Below are 24,979 nucleotides of genomic sequence, written 5' to 3'. Positions count from 1 at the left end.
ACGGCGCCGCGCCGGTGCCGTTGCACAGATGGCGCGGGAAGGAGCAGCACCGATGCGCTTCAGCGACGAGCAGCGCCGGATCATGGCCGACTGCCAGATCAAGGCGCGCGGCATCACCAACCCGCGGCTGCTTGCCGCATTCGAACGTGTCCCGCGAGAAGCCTTCGTGCCGGACGCCCTGTCCGAGTACGCGCTCGACGACATGCCGCTGCCGATCGGCGACGGACAAACGATCTCGCAGCCCTATATCGTGGCGCTCATGATCGATGCCGCCGACCTTCGGCCGTCCGCCCGGGTGCTCGAGATCGGGACCGGCTCGGGCTATGCCGCGGCCGTCCTTGCCCAGCTCGCCCGCGAGGTCTTCACCGTGGAGCGCCTCGAGGCCCTTGCCGCGTCCGCCCGGCAGCGGCTGGCGGAGCTGGGCTACGGCAATGTCACGGTCATGGCCGGCGACGGCAGCATCGGCCTGCCGGGGCTGGCGCCATTCGATGCGATCCTCGTGGCCGCGCGCGCCGAGAAGGTTCCCGCGGCCTTGCCAGAGCAACTGGCGATCGGCGGCCACCTGATCATCCCTGTCGGGTCGGAGGAGGTCCAGAGCCTGCTCCGCATCTCGCGGACCGGCGCGGACCATTGGGAGGAACACGATCTGGGCGCGGTTCGCTTCGTCCCCCTCATCGGCAAGGAGGGACTGGCCGAGGGCGGCAGCCGCATGGATTAAACCGGCGGCGAGGTTCGTTCTCTGCGTGAAAGCCTGTTGTTTTCGCGGAATGGAGAAAGGAGCCCCCATGCGCACGTTCTTCATCGCCACCACGGCCCTCGCACTCTCCGCCATCCCCGCCCACGCCCAGTTGGTGGGCGGCGGCCTTGGCGGTGCGATTGGCGGCACCATCGGGGTCGGCGGCGTGGTCGGCGGCGTGTCGGGCTCGGTGGACGCTGCCTCGCGCACCGTTGTCGCGGCGCCGTCAGCCACCGTCGTCACGCGCGTCAGGACCGCAGTGCCCTCGGTGGCCACGACCGTCGTCGTCCCGGCCGTACCCAACGTCGTCCGGCGCCGCGCCGCGATCGTCGAGGCGGGCATCGCCCCGGTGTCGGTGGTCGAGGTGCCGGCCTATGTCGACCACCAGTACGTCATCCTGCAGGATGAATTGCGCGGTACCGGGGTTCAGGTGATCAAGCGCAAGAACCAGATCGTGCTGGAGATGCCCAGCGATGTGACCTTCGCTTTCGATCGCTACAATATCCAGCCCCGCTTCTACGGCGCGCTCAGTGCCGTTTCCCGCACGCTGGCCCGTTATCCTGCAACCTATGTCGACGTCTATGGCCACACCGACGCGATCGGCTCCTACACGTACAACCAGCGCCTTTCCGAACGGCGGGCCGACATGGTCGCAGACTTCCTCGCCGCAAGCTCGGTCAATTCGGCGCGGATGCATGTGGAGGGGTTCGGCAAGACCCAGCCGATTGCCTCGAACGCCACGATCGAGGGCCGCGCCGCCAACCGCCGCGTGGAGATCGTTCTGACACCCTATACCTCGTGACGGGGGGAGGGGGCGGAGCGTCCCCGCCGGCGACCGGAACTGGCAGCCGGGCGGCATGCCTCACGTCCGAACCGAAGCGAGGTTCCACCATTGCGGGCAGGTCACGATCAGCGTGACCTGCCCGCGCTTGGTGCGATCATCATTCTATCCGCAACCCCTGCGGTCCGACCAGCAAGTCCCGCAATTGCAAGTCGTCGTGAGCCCGCGCCATCGAACCGAGCCGGTCCGCCAGCGGATCGTCAACCGGGCCATTGGCACCGCGCAGGTGGTGAAACCAGCCCGTGAGCCCGGCCTCGATCGCCGGGCAGGTGCGGCCCATGCGGCGATTGGCCTCGAGCGTTTCCAGCCAGCGCTGCGGAATCTTCTGGCTGCCGTCCATCGCGATCTGGATCAGCCGGTGATCCAGCGCCGGATTGGCGAAGCGCGCGATCAGTTCATCGGCATAGGCCACCAGGTCCTGCCCCGGCGCGGCCTGCACGGTCGGCGCGGCCTCCTCGCGCATCAGCCGTTCGGCGAGGGCGCGCAGGCCCGGATCGGCCACGGCCTCGTGCACATAGGTGTGCCCCGCCGCCAGCCCGCAATAGGCGAGCAGCGAGTGGGCCCCGTTGAGCATCCGAAGCTTGGCCATCTCATAGGGCGCGACGTCGCTCACCAATTGCGCTCCCGCCGCCTCCCAGCGCGGCCGGGCCCCGGCAAAGCGGTCCTCGATCACCCACTGGCTGAACCGCTCAGTCACCACCGCCGCCTCGTCCGACAGGCCGAGCGCGGCCTCGATCTCCGCCCGGTCAGCCCCAGTCGTCGCCGGCACGATGCGGTCGATCATCGTCGCCGGGCAGCGGCACTCGCCCTCGAACCACGAGGCCAGATCCGGCGCGCGAGCGAACAGGTATTCACCCATGAGCCGAGCCAGCTGCTTGCCATTGTCGGCCAGATTGTCGCAGCTCAGCAGGGTCAGCCCGGCGATCCCCGCATCCCGCCGCTGCCGCATCGCATCGGCCAGGAGCGGGTAGAAACCGCCCTCGGCCAGATTGAGGTCGAGCGAGCCGTCCGCCGCCCGGCAATAGCCCTTCTCGGTCACGGTAAAGCTGGCGATCCGCGTCTCCGGCGCGGCCAGTCGGGCGACGATCGCCCCGGCCTCGCCCGTCCCCACCAGCACCTCGCGCACCGCGCCGACGATCCTGAGATCCGTCCCCGCCGCCGAACGCTCGGCCACGGTATAGAGCCCGTCCTGCGGGTTCATCTGCTCGGCCACGGCGGCGCTGCGCAGCGAGACCCCGGCGATCATCCAGTCGCGGTCACCGGCCTCCATCGCCCGGTCGGTGTACCAGGCCTGATGGGCGCGGTGAAAGGCGCCGATGCCGAAGTGGACGATGCCCACCTTCTGCGCCTCGCGGTCATAGCCGAAGCGCGCGGCGCCCCGCGCTTGCGGCAGCGTTGCAGCACTGATCCTCACAGCTTGTAGGCCTTCTTGGCGAGGTTGTAGGCCAGGTCCTGCGCCAGTTCGGCCGCTTCCCAGTCCTCCAGCCGGTGCTCGGCGACCAGCCCGGCAAGAAAGCCGCTGTCGATGCGCCGCGCCAGATCGTGCCGTGCCGGGATCGAGAGGAAGGCCCGCGTATCGTCGTTGAACCCGACCGTGTTGTAAAAGCCGGCCGTTTCCGTGGTCATCGCCCGGAAGCGCTTCATCCCCTCCGGGCTGTCATGGAACCACCAGGCCGGGCCCAGCTTGAGGCAGGGATAGTGCCCCGCCAGCGGCGCCAGTTCGCGGGCATAGGTGCTCTCGTCCAAGGTAAACAGGATGACCGAGAGGTCCTTCTCGTTGCCGAACCGGTCGAGCAGGGGCTTCAGCGCCTGGACATATTCGGTCCGGCTCGGGATGTCCGCGCCCTTGTCGCGGCCGAAGCGGGCAAAGACCTTGGCGTTGTGATTACGGAACGCGCCGGGATGGATCTGCATGACCAGCCCGTCATCTAGGCTCATCGCCGCCATTTCGGTCAGCATCTGGGCGCGGAACAGTTCGGCGTCATCGGCGGTGAAATCCCCCGCGCTGACCTTGCGGAACAGCGCCTCGGCCTCGGCGGTCGACAGGTCTGCGGTCCGCGCCGTGGGATGGCCATGGTCGGTGCTGGTCGCGCCCATGGCGGCGAAGAAGGCCCGGCGCTGGCGATGCGCGGCAAGGTAGCCCGGCCATGACAGGCAGTCCTCCCCGGTCAGCTCGGAAAAGGCCGCAAGATTGGCGCGGAAGCCCCCACCTTTGTCGTCGACGAAGTCCGGGTCGATCACCGGATCGGGGCGATAGGCGGTGATCACCCGGCCCTGCCAGCCCGAGCTGCGGATCGCCGCATGGTGCTCCAGCCTGTCGAGCGGGCTCTCGGTCGTGGCGATGACCTCGATGTTAAACCGCTCGAACAGCGCGCGAGGGCGAAAGGCCTCGGTCGCCAGCGCTGCGGTGATCGTGTCGAAGTAGAGATCGCTGGTTTCGGCCGAAAGCTGCACCCCGATCCCGAAAGCCTCGGCAAAGACCCAGTCGAGCCAGATCCGTGAAGGCGTGCCGCGAAACAGGGGATAGCGCTCGGCAAACAGCCGCCAGGCGGCGCGGGGATCAACGCCCGGATTGCGTAGGCCAAGCTCCTCCAGCGCGATGCCCTGCGAATAGAGCATCCGGAACACGTAGTGGTCCGGCACCAGGAGCAGGTCGGTCGCATTGCCGAAAGGCTCGTCATAGGCGAACCAGCGCGGATCGGTGTGCCCATGCGGGCTGACGATCGGCAGATCCTTCACCGCGCCATAGAGTTCGCGCGCGATGGCGCGAACCGTTGGATCGGCGGGGAAAAGACGGTCGGGGTGCAATTCGAGCGGTCGGGGCATCTCTCTTCCCAGTCTCAGGCTATGGTTGGGTAACCGGTGTCATAATGAACTAAGCCGAACGGCAAATCCAGTCTTATGCGGTCGCGCGACCGTAACGATCGCGCTTGGCCTGGGTGGCGCGGCGCGCTTCCTCCAGCGCCTTTTCCTCGGTGGCGAAGAGCAGCGTCTCGAGCACGGCCGAGAGGTGCGCCCGCATCGCCGCGCGGGCCGCCGCCGGATCGCGCGCGCGCAGGGCCTCCAGCACCGCGCTATGCTCCTCGACCACGGGCTTCACATTGGCGTGGCGCGCCTTCTCGTGCAGCAGGGCCGCCTCGGGCGAGGTCGAGCGCAGGTTCCACAACTCCTCGATCGCGTTGTAGATCGCCGAATTGCGCGTCGCCCGGGCGATGGCGAGGTGGAAGGCGCGGTCGGCCCGCTCGGTTCCGTTGGGGTCGAGGTTCTCCGCCGCGATCTGCCGCACCAGCCCTTCGATCTCGGCGAGGTCCTCGTCGGTCGCCTGCGCTGCCGCGAGCGCCGCCGCCTCGCCCTCGAACAACAGCCGCGCCTCGGTCAGTTCGAAGGCCGAAACATTGAACCCCGGCGCATCGCCCTCGCCGGGCCGGCGCAGGACATAGGCCCCTGACCCGATCCGCACCTCGACCAGCCCCTGCACCTCGAGCGCGATGATCGCCTCGCGAACGGTCGGCCGGCTGACGTTGAAGCGCAGGGCCAGATCGCGTTCGGCCGGCAGGCGGCTGCCCACCGGATAGCGCCCGGCCGCCAACTCATCGAGCAACTGGCGGGCGACATCCTGATAAAGCCGGTCGCTGCTGCGCTGCTGATTTTCCACGCGGGTCCTTTTGGTAAAGCCAATTTATAAAACTTGACAGACCAAAATTGGTCAGTCAATCGGTCTTACCACATCCAGCCGCCGCTTTGCGAGAGTCCTGCCATGAAAATCACTGCTGCCAGGGTCATCGTCACCTGCCCGGGGCGCAACTTCGTCACGCTGAAGATCGAGACCGATCAGGGGGTCTACGGGATCGGCGACGGGACGCTGAACGGGCGCGAGCTGTCGGTCGTGGCCTACCTTGAGGAGCACGTGATCCCCTGCCTCGTTGGCATGGACCCGCGGCGGATCGAGGATATCTGGCAGTATCTCTATCGCGGCGCCTACTGGCGGCGCGGCCCGGTGACGATGCGCGCGATCGCCGCGGTCGACATGGCGCTGTGGGACATCAAGGCCAAGATGGCCGGAATGCCGCTTTACCAACTGCTCGGTGGACGCAGCCGCGACGGGGTGATGGTCTATGGCCATGCCAATGGCAGCGATATTGCCGAAACGGTCGAGGCGGTCGGCCACTATATCGACCTGGGCTACAAGGCGATCCGCGCCCAGACCGGGGTGCCGGGGATCAAGGACGCCTATGGGGTTGGCCGGGGCAAGCTCTACTACGAGCCGGCCGATGCCGCGCTCCCCTCGGTCACCGGGTGGGATACGCGCAAGGCGCTCAATTACGTGCCCAGGCTGTTCGAAGAACTGCGCAAGACCTACGGCTTCGACCATCACCTGCTGCACGACGGCCACCACCGCTACACGCCGCAGGAAGCCGCCAACCTGGGCAAGATGCTCGAGCCCTATCAGCTGTTCTGGCTGGAGGACTGCACCCCGGCGGAAAATCAGGAGGCCTTCAGGCTGGTCCGCCAGCACACGGTCACGCCGCTCGCGGTGGGCGAGATCTTCAACACGATCTGGGACTGCAAGGACCTCATCCAGAACCAGCTGATCGACTATATCCGCGCCACGGTGGTCGGTGCCGGCGGGATCACGCACCTGCGCCGCATCGCCGATCTCGCCAGCCTCTACCAGATCCGCACGGGCTGCCATGGCGCCACGGACCTCTCCCCCGTCACCATGGGCTGCGCGCTGCACTTCGACACCTGGGTCCCCAATTTCGGCATCCAGGAATACATGCGTCACAGCGAGGAGACCGACGCGGTCTTCCCCCACGACTACCACTTCGAGGCGGGCGAGCTGTTCGTGGGCGACACCCCCGGCCACGGCGTCGACATCGACGAGAAGCTGGCCGCGAAATACCCCTACAAGCGCGCCTACCTGCCGGTCGCCCGGCTCGAGGACGGAACCATGTGGAACTGGTGAGTTTCGCCGCGCGGGCGAAATTCGGGCTGCTGCAACGATAACGGGAAGAGGAAGGCTTGATGATGCGGAGCGGGGCGATCGGTCTGGCCTTGGCGGCCCTTGTTCCCGGCGTGATCGGCCCGGCCCATGCGGCCGGCACTGTCGCGAGCGCCCGGGCCGAGACGCCGGAGGTGCGGACCGTGACCGAGCTGGCGCAGGGCTGGCGCTTCCGCAAGGGCGGCGAGCCGGCTTTCGATGCGGCGGCGGACGACAGCGCGTGGGAGCGGGTTTCGGTGCCGCACACGTGGAACCGCGTTGGCGTCTATGAGGCGGCCGCAGGGGTGCCGGGTTCCGGCGGGCGGCAGATCGACAAGTATATGGGCGCCGGCTGGTATCGCCTGACCTTTACTGCGCCGCAGCCGCGTTCCGGCGGGCGTTTCTGGCTGGAATTCGACGCGGCCAGCCGCACCGCCGAGGTCTGGCTCAACGCCAAGCGGCTGGGCGCGCATCAGGGTGGTTTTGCCCGGTTCCGCTTCGATGCGACCGATGCGATCCGCCCCGGCGCGGGCAACCTGCTGGCCGTCAAGGTCGACAACAGCACACCGGCGCCCGGCGGCGCGACCGCCGACACCTTGCCGCTGGTGGGCGACTTCTTCGTGCAGGGCGGGCTTTATCGGCCGGTACGCCTGATCGAGACCGGCCCGGTACATTTCGCGCTCGACGATTTCGGCGGGCCGGGCGTCTATGCCCGGACCGAGGCGGTCGAGGCCGGGAGCGCGCGGGTTTCCGTGCTGGCGCGGCTTTCCAACCAGGGACGGGCCGCGGCGAAGGGCATGGTGACCGCCCGGCTGGTCCGGGCTGACGGAGCGGTGGCTGCCGAAACGAGCCAGAAGGTGCGCCTTACTGGAAGCGGAGCGGGCGAGGCGCGCCTTGATTTGGCCGTGCCTTCTCCGCGCCTGTGGCAAGGCACCAGCGACCCCTATCTGTACACGCTGCGCACGGAACTGCGCGATGGCCGGGGCCGTCTGCTCGATGTGAAGAGCGAGAGCTTCGGCATTCGCCAGTTCCGGATCGACCCGGCGCAAGGCTTCTTCATCAATGGCCGGCATGTCCCGCTCCACGGAGTCGGCCTCCATCAGGACAGCATGGAATCCGGCTGGGCCATGTCGCGCGAGCAGATTGCCGACCGGATGGCCACGATCCGCGACATGGGCGCGAATACCATCCGGCTCACCCATTACCAGCACGGCCAGCCGATCCACGACCTTGCCGACCGCTATGGGCTGGTGCTGTGGGATGAGATCGCGCTGGTCACCGCGTGGACGCTCGACGAGGCACAGGGCGAGGCTCCGCCCGCCATCCGGGCGCAGGCGCGGCGGCAATTGCAGGAACTGATCCGGCAGAACTACAACCATGTCTCGGTTGCCGTGTGGGGGATCGCCAACGAGGTCGACTTCGGGCCCAACCGGCCCGACTTCTTCGGCAAGGCCGCGCCGGCCCAGCCGGTCGACCCCAGCCCGCTGCTGGCGGATCTTGCCGCCATCGTCGCCGCGGAGGACCCGTCGCGCCCCGCCACGCTGGCCACCTGCTGCGAGGGGCAGGGGCAGCGCGGCGTGCCGGTGGTGGCCAAAATGACCCCGGTAGCGGCGGCCAACCGCTACTTCGGCTGGTATTACGGCAAGCCGGATCAGCTGGGCCCGCATCTCGACGCGCTGCACGCCGAGCGGGGCGATCAGCCGCAGGCTCTCACCGAATATGGCGCGGGCGGGGCGCTCTCGCTCCATACCGACAACGTGCTGGGCGGCGCGGTGGATTCAGGCGGGCATGACCAGCCCGAGGAATACCAGGCCTGGGTGCATGAACAGTCCTGGCCGCAGCTGGCCGCGCGGCCCCATGTCTGGGCGACGTGGCTGTGGAATGCCTTCGATTTCGCCACGGTTACCCGCACCGAGGGCGACACGCGCGACATCAACACCAAGGGGCTGGTGTCCTACGACGGGCGCATCCGCAAGGACGCGTTCTATTACTACCGCGCGCAGTGGTCGGCCGAGCCCACGGTGCATATCGCCGGGCGGCGCTATGTCGACCGTGCCTATCCGGTGGCCGATGTCCGGGTTTACAGCAATGCGCCCGCCACCGAACTCAAGCTCAACGGCCGCTCGCTCGGGCTGCGCAGCGATTGTCCCAACCGGATTTGCATCTGGGCTGCAACGCCACTGCAACCGGGTGAGAACCGTCTGGAAGCGGTGGGATCCTTTGCGAATGGCCCGACCAGCGATGCGATCGTCTGGCAACTCGATCCGACGCGGCGTGCAACCTACCGGATCGACAGCGGCGCGCTGATCGGAGCGCCGGGGTTCGGTTCGGATGCCTTCTTCTCAGGTGGTCAGGCCAATTCGGCCGATCGCCGCCCCCGCGGCAGGCCTGCCGTGCTGGCGCCGATCGTCCCGGCCGAGCAGCGGGTGCCACTGGCTAGCTACCGCGAGGGCGAATTTTCATACCGGCTGCCCCTGCCGCCCGGTGAATACCGCGTCACGCTGCATTTCGTGGAGCCCGCCGCCAAGCCCGGCGAACGCGTGTTCGACGTGCGCGCCAATGGCGCGGTGCAGGTGGAGGCACTCGACATCGCGGCATCGGCCGCGGCGCCCTTCGCCGAGGTGACGCGCAGTTTTGCCGTCAAGCTGGCGCAAGGACCGCTGGACCTCGCTTTCGTCCCCCGGCAGGGCAAGGCCATCGTCTCGGCCATCGAAGTGGTGCCCGTCGGCCCGGCCCGGTGATCGCAAGACCGGAGCCCGGCGCGCAAAAAGCGCGGCGCATGCGTTCCGGCAGCAAGCGGGATGGGCTGATCGGGGGTGTCTTAAATCTGCAACTTGCCGGGCGCAGAGGGCGATCCTTACCATGCCCGCGCGCGCGACATTCTTTTCGGGAATGCGGGCCGCCGGGTGATCGAAAGACTTGCCGATGCCCACCCCGTTCCCGAAGACGACATTCTCGTTGATCGCGGCCGTCTCGCTGCTGGCCTGCAGCAGTGCCGGGGCTGCCGAAGTGGCGGCTGACCGGGCTGCGGTTGCCTCGTCTGTGGCGGCCGGTGACGGCCTTGCGGCGACGGTCGTGGCCGCGAACAATCGTGCGACGAACCTGCGCACGACGGCAACGTCGATCGTGCTGCTGGGCATGGAATCGGACAATCTGCGCCAGTCGCACCGAAAGCGCTGAAACCGGCGGCCTAAATTCGCTTGGGCGGAACGGTAGGGGCGGGGTATTCTCCGCGCCGTTTCGCGGAGCGAGAAATGTCCGGAATTGTTGCCGCATTCAACTTTAAGGACGACATCGGCACGGGCACGGTTGCGGCCTCTTCAGCGACCTGTGCCCCGGTTGATGGAAACAACGATCCCCCTCTGTGGTGGGAGCGCCTGAGCCGCGCCGTGCCGCAGGCCGGGCGCCGGCTGCGGCGGAACAAGGCAGGCCGCGATGCGGCGCAACACTGAAATCGAGGTCAAGCTCGTCGCCTCCGCGGCGATGCTGGATCGGCTTCGCGGCGATCCGCACCTTGCCGGGCCCGAACAGAGCCGGCTCCTGCGCTCCACCTATTTCGACACGGTCAGCTCCCGGCTGGGGCGGGGCGGAGCGGGCCTGCGCATCCGTGAGCTTGCCGGGGGCGAACGGGAACAGACGCTCAAGCTTTCGCCATCGGGCGCTTTGCAGCGGCGGGAATGGACCACGGCGATTGCGGGCGGGGAGCCCGATCCTGCGCGCTTTCCCGGTCCCGCCCGGGCCGCCCTGCTGCGAATGATGGGCGGCGCAGCGCTGCAGGAATTCGCCGTGAACGAGATCCAGCGCACGAGCCGGGTCGTGCGTTTCGGCGGCTCCCGGATCGAGGTCGCGTTTGATGTGGGCCAGATCCGCGCGGGTGAGCGGCAGAGCGCGGTCTGCGAACTCGAACTGGAGCTGATCAAGGGCCAGCCGGCCGACCTGTTCGGCCTTGCCATGGCCCTGCCGCTCGGGCCGGGCCTGCGCTGGTCGGTGGTCAGCAAGGCCGAGCAAAGCCATCTCCTTGCCTTCGATCTCGAGCCCCTTGCCGGGCATGCCGGGCGGCCGCCGCTTAGCCTGCAAATGGACGCCGCTGCCGGCTTCCGGGCCGTGGCATGGTCGTGCCTCGATCACCTGCTCGCCAATCAGGAAGTGGTGCTGGCGACGGGCGACAAGGAAGCGGTGCACCAGTGCCGGGTCGCGGTGCGGCGACTGCGCGCGGCGTTCAGTCTCTTCCGCGCGATCACCGCCGATCAGACCCGCCCGATTCTTCGGGCCGAACTGACGGCGGCGGCGAAAAGCCTGGGGCAGGTTCGCAATATCGACGTCCTGCTGGAACGCATCGCGGAGGCCGGGGCGGGAGATGCGCCCCCTTCGCCCGAGCTTGTCGCGCACCTCACGAAACGGCGGACGGAAGCGCTGGACAGGGTCAGGACCATGCTGGTGGCGGAGGCCTTCCAGCGCTTGCTGCTGCACCTGGCGGCATGGATCGAACGGGGTGAGTGGGCCTTGCGCGGGGCCGGCGCCGGCGATCACGGGTCGGTGGGGGATCACCTCGCCGGGGTGATCGCCGCGCGTCGGCGCAAGCTGCGCAAGACCTCGGCCGGCCTGCGCGACCTGTCGGACGAGCAGCTCCATCGGCTCCGCAAACGGGCCAAGACCCTGCGCTATGCCGCTGACTTCGCCGCGGCCCTCCATTGTGGCAAGCGGGCCGACCGGCCGCGCCAGGACTTTGCCCGCGCTCTCGCCAAGGCGCAGGACGCGCTTGGCCGGATACAGGATCTTGCCGCGGCCCGGGCCATGGATGCCGAACTGTTTCAGGGAACCGAGCCGGTTGCCGCCGCCGGACTGGCGGAGGAGTTGAAGCGGGTCATCCGGGGCGCCGGGCCGGGCCGCAAGGGCCAGCTGCGCACGGCGGCCCGGTCGTTCGAAGCGGCGTGGCGGGCGCCGAAATGGTGGCGCGGCTGAGCCCGGCTCGTGCCCCCCTGTCATCGTCCTGACATTGCCATGACGGCGGGCTGTCTCGATTCCGCAGCCAGTTCGTCTTTGAAACGCAACTGCCGTGCCACAAACCCTATCTAGTGGCGGCCCCTAACCAAAAGGGGGTCCCCATGAAGCGTTCCAGTTCTTTCCTTCCCGCCATTGCCGGCGCCGCGCTGGCGGCCGGTCTTTCCATGGCCTTCGCCGCCCCGGCCCATGCTTCAGCCAATGATGCCGCAGCCAATGATGCCGCCGCGTCGGACGATGCGGCCGGGCTGACGGACATCGTCGTCACCGCACAGAAGCGCGAGGAAAACCTTCAGGAAACGCCGATCTCGATCTCGGTCCTTTCGGGCGAACAGATGGCCAACCGCCATGTCACCTCCTTGCTTGACCTGACCGACGGCTCGATTCCCTCGCTGCGGGTGGCGCCCTTCTTCTCTCGCCCGACCGCGCTGATCGTGAACATTCGCGGGATCGGCGTGCTGGGCGATTCGAACCAGCCGGCGCGTGACCAGGGCGTGGGCATCTATGTTGACGGGATCTATCTCGGCCGCGCGCAGGGCCTGGGCACCGCGCTGTTCGACATCCAGAGCGTCGAGGTTCTCAAGGGGCCGCAGGGCACGCTGTTCGGTCGCAACACCGAAGGCGGCGCGGTGAACATCACCACCAGGAAGCCGAGCGGCGAATATCACCTCAACGCCACGGCCGGCGTGGGCAATTACGGCTCCTACAAGGGCGAGATGCACCTCGATCTCCCCGAGATCGCGGGGATTTCGTTCAAGCTCGATGCCGTGGCCGGCAAGCGCGATCCCTTCGTGACGAACCCGCTGCCCGGGGCGGAAGGGTTCAACTCCTATGACAAGCAGGGCCTGCACGTGGCGGCGCTGTGGCAGCCCGCGGCCGGCTTCAGTGCGCTCTATTCGTTCGACGTGTCGCGGGATTCCACCACCCCGCTCTACTACCAGCTGCTCGCCAAGGGCTCGAACACCCAGGCCGTGCTGGGAACACTGCAGCCAGCCCGCGCCGAGGTGGCAAACGTCGGCGTGCCGCAGATGCGCAATATCGGCAGGACCCACGGCCATGCCCTGACGCTCGAGTTCGATCCCTCGCCCGATCTGAAGCTGAAGTCGATCACCTCCTACCGTGAGCTGGCCCAGGCCCAGTTCGACAACGGCTCCGCCGCCAGCTCGATGTCCAACGCCACCGGCGTGTTCACCGGCGTCGGTTTCTCGCGCTACAGCCTGGCCCAATTCCGCCAGAATCAGGCCAGCCAGGAGTTCGAGGCGATCGGCACCCTGCCGAACCTCGACTACGTGGTCGGCGCGATGTGGTATCAGGAGAGGGTCGAGGACAACGCCCAGGCCTACAATACGGCGCAGTTCACCAATGCCGACGGCAGCGCCTATTCCGTGCTCACGCTCGATCCCGCTACCCAGGCGATTGACCGCGCCAGCCACGTCACCGCGACAAGCATCGGCCTGTTCGGCCAGGCGACCTGGACTCCGGCGATGCTGGACGAGCGCATCCACCTCACCGGCGGCCTGCGCTGGACGCGCGATGCCAAGCACGGCACGCTGTTCATCGTCAACAATGCCCTGCCGGTCGATCGCAACAACGTTTCGCGCCCGATCCCGCTCGACGCGGCATGGTCGCGGGTCGACCCGATGGTCAACCTCAGCTTCGACGCGTCGCGGGACCTGCATTTCTACGGAAAGTGGAGCACCGGCTACAAGTCGGGCGGGGCGAATTCGCGCTCGCAGGAATACGACCGGTTCAATCCGGAGGAAGTCTCGATCTTCGAGATCGGCGCCAAGACCGAGTTCTGGGATCGCCGCGCGCGGTTCAACGTGGCGGGCTATGCCGGCACCTACAAGAACATCCAGGTGGATTTCATCCGTCCGTACGAAACCGGCGGCCTGCGCACCACCCGCACCACGCTCTCGACCGTCAATGCGCCGGGCACCGGCGGCGTGCATGGGGTGGAAGCGGAGCTCACGCTCGCTCCGGTCGACGGGCTGACTCTGTCCGCCTCCTACGCCCACACCTATGTGCATATTCCGGCGGCGGTGAACCCCTATCCCAATGCGGCCGGGGTAACCAGCACGGTGGCCGTGCCGGTCTATGCCACCTACACGCCGTCTGACGCGGCCAGCGGTTCAGTGGACTACGAGGTTCCGCTTCGGGGAATGACGCTGCGCGCTCACCTCGATGCGAACTACGATTCGGGCTACTACGTCAGCGCGGCCGACCCGAAATACGTTGGCCCGGGTGATCCCACCAACATCTATCAGCCCAAGGGCGACAAGTCGTTCGTGGTGAACGGCAGGCTTGCGCTTGCCGACATCAGGACCGGCGCCAACGCCAAGGCGGCGATCGCCCTGTGGGCGCGCAATCTCTTCAACGAACAGCACGTCTTCTATCGCTCGCTCAGCCCGACCAGCGGGATGCAGGGCTTCTTCAACGAACCCCGCACCTGGGGCGTTGAACTCAACGTCAAGATGTGAGGCGAAATCCGATGATCCGCATGTTTGCACGCCGCCGCGTCGCTTTCGCGCTCCTGGCGGCCGGGAGCCTCACCGCCGCCCCGGCGCTGGCGGCGCCCCCCGCCGAGCCCATGGTCCAGCGCCGGGGCGAGGCCCTGGTAGTGACATGGCAGTCGCGGGGGCCGGTCGACGTATTCGTCGCCGATCGCGCCGATGCCACGCTCAAGTCCGCGCGGCTGGTTGCGGCACGCGACGCCGACGGCAAGGCCGAGATCGCCGGCACGGGGACATCGCGCAGCTACGTCCTGCTGCGCGATGTGCGGACTGGCGATGTGGCCGCCGTGGCCGAGCGGGTGATCCCGCTCGAGGCCGGCTCCAACTTCCGCGACATCGGCGGCTATCCCGCCGCCAATGGCCGCCACGTCAAATGGGGGATGATCTATCGCTCCGGCGGCACGCCGCTGATCACCGCGGCGGATCAGGAGCGGATCCGCGCGCTCGGCCTCGCCAACATGATCGACCTGCGTTCCGATGAGGAGCGGGTGCTGGCCCCGAGCCGGGTGGACGGCGTGCCCTATACGGCCGTGGGCTATTCGATGGGCAAGCTGGGCGTGGCCGGCGGCATGGAGGCGACCTATCGCAACCTGCCGGCCATGATGGCGCCCCAGCTGCGGCAGATTTTCGCAAAGCTGCTGCGGCAGGAGGCCCCGCTGGCCTACAACTGCTCGGCGGGACAGGACCGGACCGGCTTCGCCACCGCCGTGATCCTCTCCGCGCTGGGCACGGACTACGCCGCGATCGTGACCGACTATCACCTCTCGACCCGCTATCGCCGGCCCGAGTTCGAGATGCCGCGCATCGATCCGGCGCAGCATGCGGGCGATCCGGTCGCGGCCATGTTCGCGCACTACCAGGGCGATCCGCGCTACAGCACGCCGCCGCCGCTCAAGACCGCGGACGGCCAGCCGTTCCTCGACTTCGCCTATGCCGAGATCAAGGACAGGTGGGGCGGGGTCGATGGCTACCTGCGCGCCGAGATCGGGCTGAGCCCGCAGGACATCGCGCGGCTTCGCCAGCTCTACACGTCGTGAGGCGAGCCCCGGGGGCTAAACCCATGTCCGGCGCTGGTCGGCGGGCCATGCGATCCTGTCGGCATCCCGCGGCCAGCCCGTGTCGTTCAGGCGCCATGGTGCTGTCGCGGCCATGACGGGAAGCTGACGCGGAACTTTCCCGGTTCCGCAACGGCGGTGCCACAGCCGGGTCGTAAGAGCCCTTCGAACCACAAAAGGGTCTTTCCGTTCATGCCTTGCCAATTCCGCCGCCTGCCCGCGTTTCCGGCGATCTGAGCCATGGTCAGGGCAATGAACGCGCGCCGCCGGGCGACCGATCACATCGTGCCGGCCGTGGTCCGCCGCGATGCGCAGGCAGGGGAGCGCCTGCTCGACAAGGCCTTCGCCTTTGCTTTCCGGGGCCTGGTCTATGCCCAGATCTGGGAAGACCCGGTGATCGACATGGCCGCGCTGGAGATCGGCCCCGATCACCGCGTGGTCACCATTGCCAGCGGCGGGTGCAATGCCTTGTCCTACCTCGTGGCCAATCCGGCGCAGGTGACGGCGGTCGACCTCAATACGGCCCATGTCGCGCTCAACCGGCTCAAGATCGCGGCCGTGCGCCACCTGCCCGGTCATGATCACTTGCGCCGCTTCTTCGTCGAGGCCGACAGCGAGGCCAACATCGCGGCCTATCGGGACCTGTTGCGTCCCCATCTCGACGAGCCGACCCGGCAATACTGGGAGGGGCGCGACCTGGTCGGCCGGCGCCGGATCGGCGGCTTCGGCAAGGGCATCTACAAGCGCGGCCTGCTTGGCGGTTTCATCGGCGCGGCACACTTGGTCGCGCGGCTGCACGGGGTCGATCCGCGGGAGATCCTGGGGGCCGGGTCGCTCGAAGGGCAGCGCCGGGTGTTCGAGGAACGCTTTGCCCCGGTGTTCGACCGGGCCTTCATCCGCTGGCTGACCAGCCTGCCCGTATCCCTGTTCGGGCTTGGCATCCCCCCGGCGCAATACGAGGCGCTGGCCGGAAACGAGCGCATGGCCGTGGTGCTGCGCCAACGGCTGGAGAAACTGGCCTGCGACTTTGCGGTCAGCGACAACTATTTCGCCTGGCAGGCCTTCTCGCGCGGTTATGGGCGCGCGCCCGACGCCCCGGTGCCGCCCTATCTCGAGGCCGCCAACCATGCCGTGCTGCGCGAGCGGATCGATCGGCTGGACGTGCGCCATGCCAATATGACCGACCATCTCGCCCGGCAGGGCGATGCGAGCCTTGACCGCTACGTGCTGCTCGATGCGCAGGACTGGATGGATGATGGCCAGCTCACGGCGCTGTGGCGCGAGATCACGCGCACGGCGCGGCCCGGCGCCCGCGTGCTGTTCCGCACGGCCGCCGAGGAAACCCTACTGCCGGGCCGGGTGCCGGCAGCGATCCTCGACCGCTGGGCCTATTCGCCCGAGCAGGCGCGCGAATTGATCCGGCGGGACCGCTCGTCGATCTATGGCGGTCTGCACCTCTACCGGCTGAAGTCATGACCCCCGCCGCACGGGACGAACATGCCGCGCTGATGGACGAATCCTATCGCTGGCAGCGTCATGTCTACGACCTGACCCGCAAGTACTACCTGTTCGGGCGGGACCGGATGATCGGCGATCTGCGGCTGGACGGCGGCGGCAGCGTGCTCGAAATCGGCTGCGGGACCGGGCGCAACCTGGCCATGGTGCGACGGCGCTGGCCCAGGGCTTCGCTGTTCGGCCTCGATATTTCCGCCGAGATGCTGAAATCGGCCCAGACGCGGCTGGGCGCAGACGCCAGCCTGGCGCTGGGCGACGCCGCCGCCTTCGATCCCCGCCACCTGTTCGGGCGCGAGCGGTTCGACCGGGTGATCCTGTCCTACTGCACCTCGATGATCCCCGAATGGGAACAGGCGGTGGCCAACGCCTGCCGGATGATCCAGCCCGGCGGATCGCTCCACATCGTGGATTTCGGGGCGATGGACGGCTTGCCCGGTTTCGCGCGCCGTTCGCTGCTGGCCTGGCTGGCCCGGTTCCATGTCGCGCCGCGCCGTTCGCTGGCGGGCCATGCCCTGATGGTCGGCGGACCCTGCGGGCTCTCCGGCGACGCGCGCGACGCGATGGGCGGCTATTACCAGTACGTCGTCCTCACCCGGATCGGCTGACGGGCCCGCGTCAGCGTCATGACACCTGATCGCCATGAAAGTGCCACCACGCCGTCATCGCCGCTCATTACGGCGAGTGGTGAAGGAACCGCCATGTCCCAGAACGCATCGGAAACGCACCGCCTGTCAGTCAGGCTCGCCCGCAATGCCGGCGATCTCGCCGCCGTGCAGCACCTGCGCTGGCAGGTGTTCGTCGAAGAGATGGGCGCCGAAGGGCGCGAACCCGGCCTACGGCTCGAACGCGATCCGTTCGACGCGTTCTGCGATCACCTGCTGGTGACGTGCGAGGATTGCGGCAGCGGTGCTGCGCAGGTGGTCGGCACCTATCGCCTGCTGCGCGAATCCGTGGCGCGGCGGCATGGCGGCTTCTACTCCAGCACCGAATTCGATCTGCGGCCCTTGCTGCGCCGGACAAGGCGGACCGGCGACCTGCTTGAACTCGGCCGTTCCTGCGTGCTGCCCGACCATCGCAACAGCCACACGATCTCGCTGCTGTGGCGCGGCATCTCGAGCTATGTGGCGCAGCACAACATCGCCGCCCTGTTCGGCTGCGCCTCGTTTCCCGGTACGGACCCCGAGGTCCATGCCGCGGGCCTGTCCTATCTTGCCCATCACCACCTCGCCCCGGACGAAACCCGGCCGCTGGTGCGGGGCCGGGTGGGCATCCCGCTCGAACGGCTGGCGCGCGGTTCCTATGACGAGCGCGGCGCATTGATGAGCCTGCCGCCGCTGATCAAGGGCTACCTGCGCACCGGGGCCCAGTTCGGCGAGGGCGCCTTCGTCGATCATGCCTTCCGCACGATCGACGTCTGCGTGATCCTGCCGGTCGACCGGGTCAGCCAGCGCTACGCCAACCGGTTCAACGTCGCGGCCTGAGGCGCTCCGGTCAGAACCGTGCGCTGGCGGTCAGGGAAAAGCTGCGGCCCGGCTCGGGGAAGCCGTCGGTCAGCACGTAGTATTCGTCGAACAGGTTGCGCGCCGCGATGCCGAGTTCGACCTGCGGCGTGACCGCATAGGTCAGCGACAGGTTGGCGATGGCATAGCCCCCGGTCTCGTAATAGCGGACCGGCGGCGCCGTGGGGGAAAGCGTCGAGGCGGCGCCGGTGGTCACGGTCATCCGGTCGGAGGCGAGATCGAGACTGGGCAGGACCCGCAGCCGCCCGAACGGCTGCCAGCTCGCATAGACGAAGGCCTTGTGTTCGGGCACGCCGGTCAGGGCGAAGGCCGGAACGGTCGTGCCGGCCGCCGCGCCGGTGATGGTGAAGTCGCGGTGAGTCCAGGTGTAGTTGGCGCCCAGTTCGAGGGCCGGCGAAACCGTGGCGGTCAGGGACAGTTCGGCCCCGTAGTAGTCGCCGTCGCCAAGGTTCTGCCGCTGGCTGCTGCCGGCCGGGAAGCCCGCCGGAACGACCGAGACGATCGCATCTGCAACATGGCTGTAGAACAGCGCGCCTTCGGCCTTCACCGCGCCGAACCGGCGGCTGCCGCCCAGTTCGACATTGGTGGCGCGTTCCGCCTTCAGACCGGGGTTGGACGCTGCCGTGCCGAACTGGGTGCTGAAGCGCTCGAAGATGGTCGGGAAGCGGGCGCGGGACGAGACGCTGGCGTTGATCCGGGTGGCATCGCCGGGCGCCCAGACCAGCTGGGCCTGACCGTTCAGCGCATCGGCATCGGCCAGCGGATAGGAGAACAGGGCCGAGCCCGTGCCGCCGGGCGGGGTGCCGTATTCCTCGGCCGTCTTGAGGTCGCGCCAGTCATAGCTTGCCCCCATGGCCAGCGTCACCGCCGGAGACAGCGCCAGCCGGTTCTCCGCCGCGAGGCTCCAGGTGTCTTCCAGATCGGTCTGCGGGGGCTCGGCCGAGCCCGAGGGGAAGGACTGCTGCCATTCGACGTGCTTGTCGCGGCGGTAGTGCAGGGCGAGGGTCAGCTGGTCGGCCTCGCTCACCCGCAGGCCCAGTTCGGCCGAGCCGCCCCAGGCCTTGTCGGCGTAGTAGCTGTTGAAGGCGCGGGCGAGGGTCTGGGTCGTCTGCGCGGCATTGTCGAACGAGCGCAGCAGGTTGTCGAAGGTGTTGGTGTAGATCCGGGTCTTGAGCGTCGCCCGGTCGCCCAGCGCCGTGGTCGAGAGGAAATAGAGGCTGTCGATATTCCAGTAGGGCCACGACCAGTTGCGCTGCGCGGACGCGGCATCGGTGATGTGCAGGGGGGCGTTCTTGGAGCCTTCCTGCCGGGTGTAGTTCAGCGAATATTCGTCGGTGGTGTTGGGCGTGTAGCCGGCCTTCACGTTGAGGCGCCAGTCGGCCGTGTTCGAGAAGTCGCGGTGGCCCCCATCTTCAACCGAGCCGATCGTGGGAACGTAGGAGCCCGGCAGGTCCCAGTGATCCTGCAGCGAGCGGGCGAAGGAGGCCTGGGCATACCAGTGGTCATGGGCCGTGCCGATCCGGCCATAGGCGGTGTAGCCCGAATATTCGCCCTCGCGGCCGAGGTTCAGCGCGGCGCGCACCTCGCCTTCCAGGGCGCGGACCGGCTTGCTGGTGACGAGGTTGATCGCTCCGCCCATCGCGCCCGGCCCGTCGAGCACCGAGGCATAGCCCTTGGCGACCTGCACCTCGGCGATGTCGGCGGCGAGGAAACGGCCGAAATCGAGCCGGTTGTCGGCCGGGAGATAGACCCGGATGCCGTCGATCGAGAGCGGCACCTGAAACCGGTCGAACCCGCGCACGTAGATCAGCCGCTCGTTGCGCGTCCCGCCGCTGTTCGCGGCGGCGACGCCGGGCATCAGGTTGACCGCATCGTCCAGCGTCTGGCGCTGGAAGGCCTGCATGGCCGGGGCGGTGAGCGTTTCGCCGCCGGGAGCAATGCCCTGCGGGGCGGGCGCGGTGACGACGATCTGGCCGAGCGCGAAGGGATCGCCGGCCGTGTCGTCAGTGCCCTCGGCCCGGGCGGGGGCGGAAAGGAGGAGGCAGGCCGCGAGGGCGGCCGTCGATACGAGGCGCATGAAGTTTTCCCTGAAAACCGGTTGTGGTTTGACGGGCTGCGCTATATTTGCAGGAATATAGCAATGCAACGGGGGTTTTGTGCCGAGTTTCAAGGGATTTGCCGTTCTGGCGCCGCTGGCCTTGTGGAGCAGCGCCCTGGCGGCGCAGGACGGAGCGGGGTCCTGTCGGTCCCCCATCGCGCCCACGGGCGCGCTTGCGGCATGGGCCGCGCCCGTGCCGCTGACCGCCGCGGGCGATGCCGGAGCGGCCGCCCGCGTTCGCCTTGTTCCGGGGCGCGCCGCGCGCCTCGCGCTGCTGCCCACGCCGCACGTCCGCTTTGCGCTTCGGCCTGAAAAGCCGGGCGGGTCGGTCAGCCGCGGCGGGCTTGCGAACCTCACCATCCGTGAGGCCGGCATCTACCGAGTGGCGCTGGGCACGGCGGCATGGATCGACCTTGTCAGCGCCGGCAAGGCCGTGATCTCGACCGCGCACGGCATGGGGCCGAAGTGCAGCGGCATTCGCAAGATCGTCGATTTCCCGCTCGAGCCGGGAACCTACACGCTGCAGATCGCCGCCAGCGGCGAGCCGCAGGCGACCGTGCTGGTGATCCCCGCGCGCTGACCGTGGCGGGCCTGATCTGGAGACTGGGAGCCCTCGCGGCGGGGGCGGCGGCGCTGGTCGGCGCTGCTGCGCCGCAGGCCTGGCGCTGGGACCTGCCCGGGGGCATCGCCCCGCCGGCCTTGCCCGCGGACAACCCGATGACGGCCGCCAAGGTCGAGCTTGGCCGCCGGCTGTTCTACGATGCCGATCTCTCCGCCAACGGGACCATGGCCTGCGCGACCTGCCATGAGCAGAAGCATGCCTTCGCCGACGGCAACCGTACTCATCCCGGCGTTACCGACGAGCCCGGACGCCGCAATGTTCCCGGCCTGGCCAATGCCGCGTGGCTGTCGCCGCTGACCTATGCCGATCCCGCCGCGAAAACGCTCGAACAACAGGCGTTTACCCCGGTCTTCGGCACGCATCCGGTGGAAATGGGCATGGCCGGGCGCGAGGGCGAGATCGCGGCGCGGCTGGGACAGGACGATTGCTATCGCGCGCAGTTCCGCCGCGCCTTTCCCGACAGCGGCGGCCGGATCGAATTTGCCGCCGTGGCCAAGGCGCTCGCGGCGTTCGAGCGAACGCTGGTGTCCTACGGCAGCGCCTATGATCGCGGCGTCATGACGGCCGCTGCGCGCGCCGGCCAGCAGGATTTCAGCCGCGACTGCGCCGCGTGCCACGCGGGGGCGCGGTTCACCGATCTCGGCTTCCACCGCCTTGGTCCGGCCGACCCGGCGGGCGGCGATCAGGGCGCCTTCGAGAATACCGGGGCCGAGGCGGATCGCGGCAAGTTCCGCACCCCGTCGCTCCGCAATGTCGCGCTGACCGGGCCGTGGTGGCACGACGGTTCAGCGCCGAGTCTTCGCGGCGCCATTGCGCGCCACGGCCTCGCCCTGCCCGACAGCGAGGTGGAGCGTCTCCTCGCCTTCCTGAACGCCCTGTCTGATGCGGAGTTCGCCGGGCGCAAGTCGCTGGCACTGCCTGACCGCGCCTGCGGCCGGAGGCTGTGATCGTCCCCGCTCGCAAGAAGCTGGACGAGGCACGCTCATTATGTGCTAGCAACCGGGCGGAAATCCGGGCCGCTTGTGAGCACCGGCGCGCCATTCTTCGGACGTTTCATGTCGACCACCCGTTCCCGCAGCCAGCGCAATGCGCCGACCATTGCCGATGTCGCCAGCCATGCCGGGGTGTCGCCCATGTCGGTCTCGCGGGTGATCAATGGCGAGACCTCGGTGCGCCCGGCCATTCGCGAGAAGGTGGAGGCGGCGATCGCCGCGCTGAACTATGCCCCTTCGGCGGCAGCGCGGCAGCTGGCTGGGGGCGAGGAAACGCGCATCGCCCTCGTCCATGCCAACCCTTCTTCGGCCTATCTCTATGAATTCCTGACCGGCAGCCTTGATCGGGCCAGCGCGCTCAACCTGCAACTGACCGTCGAGAAGCTGGACGAGGCCGCCGGCCCGGCCGAGATGATCGCCCATATGCGGCGCGGGCGGGTCAGCGGCATCGTCCTGCCCCCGCCTTTATGCGAATCCGGCCCGATGCTGGCCGCGCTGTCGGCGGCGGGAATCCCGGTGGTGGCCGTGGCCGCCGGCGTGCCCCGGCCTGACATTGCCTCGGTCAGCATCGACGATTTCCGGGCGGCCGAAGCGATGACGCACCACCTGGTCGAACTGGGCCACCGGCGCATCGGCTTCATCCGCGGCAACCCGGATCAGAGCGCGAGCGAACGCCGCTATGCCGGTTATTGCGCGGCGCTGGAGCAGGCGGGGCTGACGCTCGATCCGGCCATCGTCGCGCAGGGGTACTTCACCTACCGGTCGGGGCTGGACGCGGCCGGGGCCATTCTGGACGCGCGCGAGCCGCCGACCGCGATCTTTGCCAGCAACGACGACATGGCGGCCGCGACCGTCGCGGTGGCCCATGCGCGGCATCTCGACGTGCCGGGCGACCTCACCGTCTGCGGCTTCGACGATACGCCGCTGGCCACGACGATCTGGCCCGAACTCACCACCATCCGCCAGCCGATCGGCGACATGGCGCGCAGGGCGGTGGACCTGCTCGTGCGCCAGTTGCGCGGCAAGCGCCCGGACGGCACGGCCGCCCACGAATTGCTCGATTTCGAACTGATCCGCCGCCAGTCGGACGCCGCGCCGCGAGGCCGGCACTGAAGCAAACCCAACGGATCAGCATCGTCATTGCGAGCGACCGCAGGTCGCGCAGCAATCCAGGGCCGCCGCACCCAAACGCCCTGGATTGCTTCGGCGCTTCGCCCCTCGCAATGACGACGGTTTCAGATCAGCCGGTCTTGCACCTGACCGGGGTCAATGGTTGTGCCGGGGCGTCCTTGCTGAAATCCCGCGATACTTGACCGCCATCTCCAGCACCGCGCCTTCGCCCATCTGGCCGGTCTTCTCGCGATAGAGTTCTTCCCACGGCGTGTTGCTGGGCGGCACGGGGGGGAGCGGCTCGGCCCGGCGGCGGGCGATCTCCGCCTCGCCCACCAGCGCGTTGCATGCGCCCTTGCCGATGTCGATGCGGATCAGGTCGCCCGTGCGCAGCCATGACAGCCCGCCGCCCGCCGCGCTCTCGGGCGAGCAGTTGAGGATCGAAGGACTGTCGGACGTGCCGGACTGGCGCCCGTCGCCCAGGGTGGGCAGCCACTGGATGCCGCGCTGGATGAGCGCGGCGGGCGGCTGCATGTTGACCACCTCGGCGCTGCCCGGCCAGCCGATCGGCCCCGCCCCGCGCATCACGAGGATGCAGTTCTCGTCGATCGCCAGCGCCGGATCGTCGATGCGGTGATGGTAGTCGTCGGCCCCCTCGAAGACGATCGCGCGGCCCTCGAACACGCCCTCCGCACCGGGGCACGAGAGGTAGCGGGCGCGGAATTCCTCGCTGATCACGCTGGTCTTCATGATGCCGAAATCGAACAGGTTGCCCGACAGCACGAGGAACCCCGCCTTCTCCTTGAGCGGCTGGGCGAAGGGCCGGATCACCTCGCGGTCGCGCGCCTCGCAGGCGCCGACGTTCGCCGCCAGGCTCTGGCCGGTCACGGTCAGGCAGTCACCCGCCAGCTTGCCCGCCTGCAGCAGTTCCCACATGACCGCGGGAACCCCGCCGGCGCGGTGGAAGCGCTCGCCAAGGAAGCGGCCTGCCGGCTGCATGTCGACGATCAGCGGCAGGTCGTAGCCATGCTCCATCCAGTCTGCGGCGGTGATCTCCACCCCGGCATGGCGCGCCATGGCCACGATATGGGGCTGGGCATTGCTCGATCCGCCCAGCGCCGTCACCACGCGAATGGCGTTGAGAAAGCTCTCGCGCGTCAGGATCTTCGACGGGCGCAGGTCCTCGTGCGCCATGCCGACGATGCGGCGCCCGGTCTCGTAGGCGATCTGGCCGCGCTCGCGGTAAGGGGCGGGAATGGCGGCGCAGCCGGGGAGCGAGAGCCCCAGCGCCTCGGCCACGGCGTTCATCGTCGAAGCCGTGCCCATGGTGTTGCAATGCCCGGCGGACGGCGCGGAATCGCAGGCGCGCTGCAGGAATTCCTCCTCGGTGATCTCGCCCGCGGTCAACTTGCGGCGGCTGCGCCAGATCACCGTGCCCGCGCCGACCAGTTCGCCGTCGCTCCAGCCGTCGAGCATCGGGCCGCCGGACAGGACGATGGCCGGGATGTCGACCGTGCTGGCGGCCATGACCTGGCTGGGCGTGGTCTTGTCGCAGCCGGTGGTCAGCACCACGGCATCGATCGGGTAGCCGTAGAGGATCTCCACCAGGCCGAGATAGGCCAGGTTACGGTCGAGCGCCGCGGTCGGCCGGCGGCAGTTCTCGAAGATCGGGTGGACCGGGAATTCCATGCAGATGCCGCCCGCATCGCGGATGCCGTCGCGCACCCGCTTGGCAAGGTCGAGGTGGATGCGGTTGCAGGGGCTGAGGTCGCTGCCCGATTGCGCAATGCCGATGATCGGGCGGCCGGAGCGCAGTTCGGCGGGCGTGACGCCGTAGTTCATGAAACGCTCGAGATAGAGCGCGACCATGTCGGAGCGGGCCGGATCGGCGAACCAGTCCTGCGAGCGGAAGCGGCGGGGGGAAGTCATGGCTCTGTCCTCAGCCTGCGGTGCTCGGCCCGGGCTGCCGCGTGGCGATCCCATCCGCGTCGATGC

The 24,979-nt window shown here is 68.5% G+C and carries 19 protein-coding genes; 14 read left to right on the top strand and 5 right to left on the bottom strand.

Annotation, left to right across the window (positions count from 1 at the left end):
• Positions 1-52 precede the first annotated feature (52 nt).
• Complete coding sequence (locus H7F51_RS17505; RefSeq protein ID WP_185665612.1) at positions 53-718, top strand: protein-L-isoaspartate(D-aspartate) O-methyltransferase; 666 nt, start codon at positions 53-55, stop codon at positions 716-718.
• 67 nt (positions 719-785) lie between these two features.
• A complete protein-coding gene (locus H7F51_RS17500; RefSeq protein WP_185665611.1) occupies positions 786-1,538 on the top strand; it encodes a YiaD family glycine zipper/OmpA-like lipoprotein in 753 nt (250 codons plus the stop codon).
• A gap of 139 nt (positions 1,539-1,677) precedes the next feature.
• On the opposite strand, the gene H7F51_RS17495 is transcribed toward H7F51_RS17500, so the two are convergent.
• The 3 genes from H7F51_RS17495 to H7F51_RS17485 all read right to left on the bottom strand — a co-directional run bounded on the left by H7F51_RS17495 (position 1,678) and on the right by H7F51_RS17485 (position 5,232).
• Positions 1,678-2,991: a mannitol dehydrogenase family protein gene (locus H7F51_RS17495; RefSeq protein WP_185665610.1), complete on the bottom strand. Its 1,314-nt coding sequence runs from the start codon at positions 2,989-2,991 to the stop codon at positions 1,678-1,680.
• Complete coding sequence (uxaC, locus tag H7F51_RS17490) at positions 2,988-4,403, bottom strand: glucuronate isomerase (RefSeq protein ID WP_185665609.1); 1,416 nt, start codon at positions 4,401-4,403, stop codon at positions 2,988-2,990. The genes H7F51_RS17495 and uxaC overlap by 4 nt, the downstream gene beginning before the upstream one ends.
• Positions 4,404-4,476: 73 nt before the next feature.
• Positions 4,477-5,232 carry an FCD domain-containing protein gene (locus tag H7F51_RS17485; protein WP_185665608.1) on the bottom strand — a complete coding sequence of 252 codons (756 nt, stop codon included), beginning with the start codon at positions 5,230-5,232 and terminating at the stop codon, positions 4,477-4,479.
• Between the two features lie 102 nt (positions 5,233-5,334).
• Here H7F51_RS17485 and manD point away from each other — a divergent pair, with 102 nt between their 5' ends.
• The 9 genes from manD to H7F51_RS17440 all read left to right on the top strand — a co-directional run bounded on the left by manD (position 5,335) and on the right by H7F51_RS17440 (position 18,123).
• Complete coding sequence (manD, locus tag H7F51_RS17480) at positions 5,335-6,543, top strand: D-mannonate dehydratase ManD (protein ID WP_185665607.1); 1,209 nt, start codon at positions 5,335-5,337, stop codon at positions 6,541-6,543.
• A 59-nt stretch (positions 6,544-6,602) separates the two neighbouring features.
• A complete protein-coding gene (locus H7F51_RS17475) occupies positions 6,603-9,299 on the top strand; it encodes a glycoside hydrolase family 2 TIM barrel-domain containing protein (protein WP_246448678.1) in 2,697 nt (898 codons plus the stop codon).
• A 184-nt stretch (positions 9,300-9,483) separates the two neighbouring features.
• Positions 9,484-9,738 (top strand): hypothetical protein, encoded by a 255-nt coding sequence (locus H7F51_RS17470; RefSeq protein WP_185665606.1) that lies wholly within the window; start codon positions 9,484-9,486, stop codon positions 9,736-9,738.
• Between the two features lie 255 nt (positions 9,739-9,993).
• Positions 9,994-11,520 carry a CYTH and CHAD domain-containing protein gene (locus tag H7F51_RS17465; RefSeq protein ID WP_185665605.1) on the top strand — a complete coding sequence of 509 codons (1,527 nt, stop codon included), beginning with the start codon at positions 9,994-9,996 and terminating at the stop codon, positions 11,518-11,520.
• Between the two features lie 143 nt (positions 11,521-11,663).
• On the top strand, positions 11,664-14,039 hold the full coding sequence (locus H7F51_RS17460) for a TonB-dependent receptor (protein ID WP_185665604.1): 2,376 nt from the start codon (positions 11,664-11,666) through the stop codon (positions 14,037-14,039).
• Positions 14,040-14,050: 11 nt separating this feature from the next.
• A complete protein-coding gene (locus H7F51_RS17455; protein WP_246448677.1) occupies positions 14,051-15,109 on the top strand; it encodes a tyrosine-protein phosphatase in 1,059 nt (352 codons plus the stop codon).
• A 270-nt stretch (positions 15,110-15,379) separates the two neighbouring features.
• Positions 15,380-16,603, top strand: coding sequence for a BtaA family protein (locus H7F51_RS17450; RefSeq protein WP_185665603.1), 1,224 nt, complete (start codon positions 15,380-15,382; stop codon positions 16,601-16,603).
• The gene (locus H7F51_RS17445; RefSeq protein WP_185665602.1) at positions 16,600-17,247 is read left to right on the top strand and encodes a class I SAM-dependent methyltransferase; all 648 of its coding nucleotides are present in this window, start codon (positions 16,600-16,602) and stop codon (positions 17,245-17,247) included. The genes H7F51_RS17450 and H7F51_RS17445 overlap by 4 nt, the downstream gene beginning before the upstream one ends.
• Positions 17,248-17,340: 93 nt before the next feature.
• On the top strand, positions 17,341-18,123 hold the full coding sequence (locus H7F51_RS17440) for a GNAT family N-acetyltransferase (protein WP_185665601.1): 783 nt from the start codon (positions 17,341-17,343) through the stop codon (positions 18,121-18,123).
• 10 nt (positions 18,124-18,133) lie between these two features.
• Here the strand turns inward: H7F51_RS17440 and H7F51_RS17435 are convergent, their stop codons facing one another.
• A complete protein-coding gene (locus tag H7F51_RS17435) occupies positions 18,134-20,239 on the bottom strand; it encodes a TonB-dependent receptor plug domain-containing protein (RefSeq protein WP_185665600.1) in 2,106 nt (701 codons plus the stop codon).
• 79 nt (positions 20,240-20,318) lie between these two features.
• Between H7F51_RS17435 and H7F51_RS18560 the strand changes: the two genes are divergently transcribed.
• From H7F51_RS18560 to H7F51_RS17425, 3 genes are all read left to right on the top strand, one after another.
• Entirely contained in the window at positions 20,319-20,840 is a 522-nt protein-coding gene (locus H7F51_RS18560) for a hypothetical protein (protein WP_343061324.1), read from the top strand.
• Between the two features lie 2 nt (positions 20,841-20,842).
• Positions 20,843-21,829, top strand: a complete 987-nt coding sequence (locus H7F51_RS17430) for a cytochrome-c peroxidase (RefSeq protein ID WP_343061323.1) — start codon at positions 20,843-20,845, stop codon at positions 21,827-21,829.
• 108 nt (positions 21,830-21,937) lie between these two features.
• Positions 21,938-22,987, top strand: coding sequence for a LacI family DNA-binding transcriptional regulator (locus H7F51_RS17425; RefSeq protein ID WP_185665598.1), 1,050 nt, complete (start codon positions 21,938-21,940; stop codon positions 22,985-22,987).
• A gap of 153 nt (positions 22,988-23,140) precedes the next feature.
• Here H7F51_RS17425 and H7F51_RS17420 read toward each other — a convergent pair whose 3' ends face one another.
• On the bottom strand, positions 23,141-24,913 hold the full coding sequence (locus tag H7F51_RS17420) for an IlvD/Edd family dehydratase (RefSeq protein ID WP_185665597.1): 1,773 nt from the start codon (positions 24,911-24,913) through the stop codon (positions 23,141-23,143).
• Positions 24,914-24,979 lie beyond the last annotated feature (66 nt).

The organism is Novosphingobium flavum, from assembly GCF_014230315.1.
GTDB lineage: Bacteria > Pseudomonadota > Alphaproteobacteria > Sphingomonadales > Sphingomonadaceae > Novosphingobium > Novosphingobium flavum.
This window is presented reverse-complemented; position numbering and strand designations above follow the sequence as displayed.

Coding starts and splice junctions, on each gene's coding strand:
- H7F51_RS17460 (WP_185665604.1), top strand. CDS start 11,664: ATGAAGCGTTCCAGTTCTTTCCTTCCCGCCATTGCCGGCGCCGCGCTG.
- H7F51_RS17470 (WP_185665606.1), top strand. CDS start 9,484: ATGCCCACCCCGTTCCCGAAGACGACATTCTCGTTGATCGCGGCCGTC.
- H7F51_RS17425 (WP_185665598.1), top strand. CDS start 21,938: ATGTCGACCACCCGTTCCCGCAGCCAGCGCAATGCGCCGACCATTGCC.
- H7F51_RS17475 (WP_246448678.1), top strand. CDS start 6,603: ATGATGCGGAGCGGGGCGATCGGTCTGGCCTTGGCGGCCCTTGTTCCC.
- H7F51_RS17500 (WP_185665611.1), top strand. CDS start 786: ATGCGCACGTTCTTCATCGCCACCACGGCCCTCGCACTCTCCGCCATC.
- H7F51_RS17505 (WP_185665612.1), top strand. CDS start 53: ATGCGCTTCAGCGACGAGCAGCGCCGGATCATGGCCGACTGCCAGATC.
- manD (WP_185665607.1), top strand. CDS start 5,335: ATGAAAATCACTGCTGCCAGGGTCATCGTCACCTGCCCGGGGCGCAAC.
- H7F51_RS17435 (WP_185665600.1), bottom strand. CDS start 20,239: ATGCGCCTCGTATCGACGGCCGCCCTCGCGGCCTGCCTCCTCCTTTCC.
- H7F51_RS17465 (WP_185665605.1), top strand. CDS start 9,994: ATGCGGCGCAACACTGAAATCGAGGTCAAGCTCGTCGCCTCCGCGGCG.
- H7F51_RS17445 (WP_185665602.1), top strand. CDS start 16,600: ATGACCCCCGCCGCACGGGACGAACATGCCGCGCTGATGGACGAATCC.
- uxaC (WP_185665609.1), bottom strand. CDS start 4,403: ATGCCCCGACCGCTCGAATTGCACCCCGACCGTCTTTTCCCCGCCGAT.
- H7F51_RS17450 (WP_185665603.1), top strand. CDS start 15,380: ATGAACGCGCGCCGCCGGGCGACCGATCACATCGTGCCGGCCGTGGTC.
- H7F51_RS17440 (WP_185665601.1), top strand. CDS start 17,341: ATGTCCCAGAACGCATCGGAAACGCACCGCCTGTCAGTCAGGCTCGCC.
- H7F51_RS17420 (WP_185665597.1), bottom strand. CDS start 24,913: ATGACTTCCCCCCGCCGCTTCCGCTCGCAGGACTGGTTCGCCGATCCG.
- H7F51_RS17455 (WP_246448677.1), top strand. CDS start 14,051: ATGATCCGCATGTTTGCACGCCGCCGCGTCGCTTTCGCGCTCCTGGCG.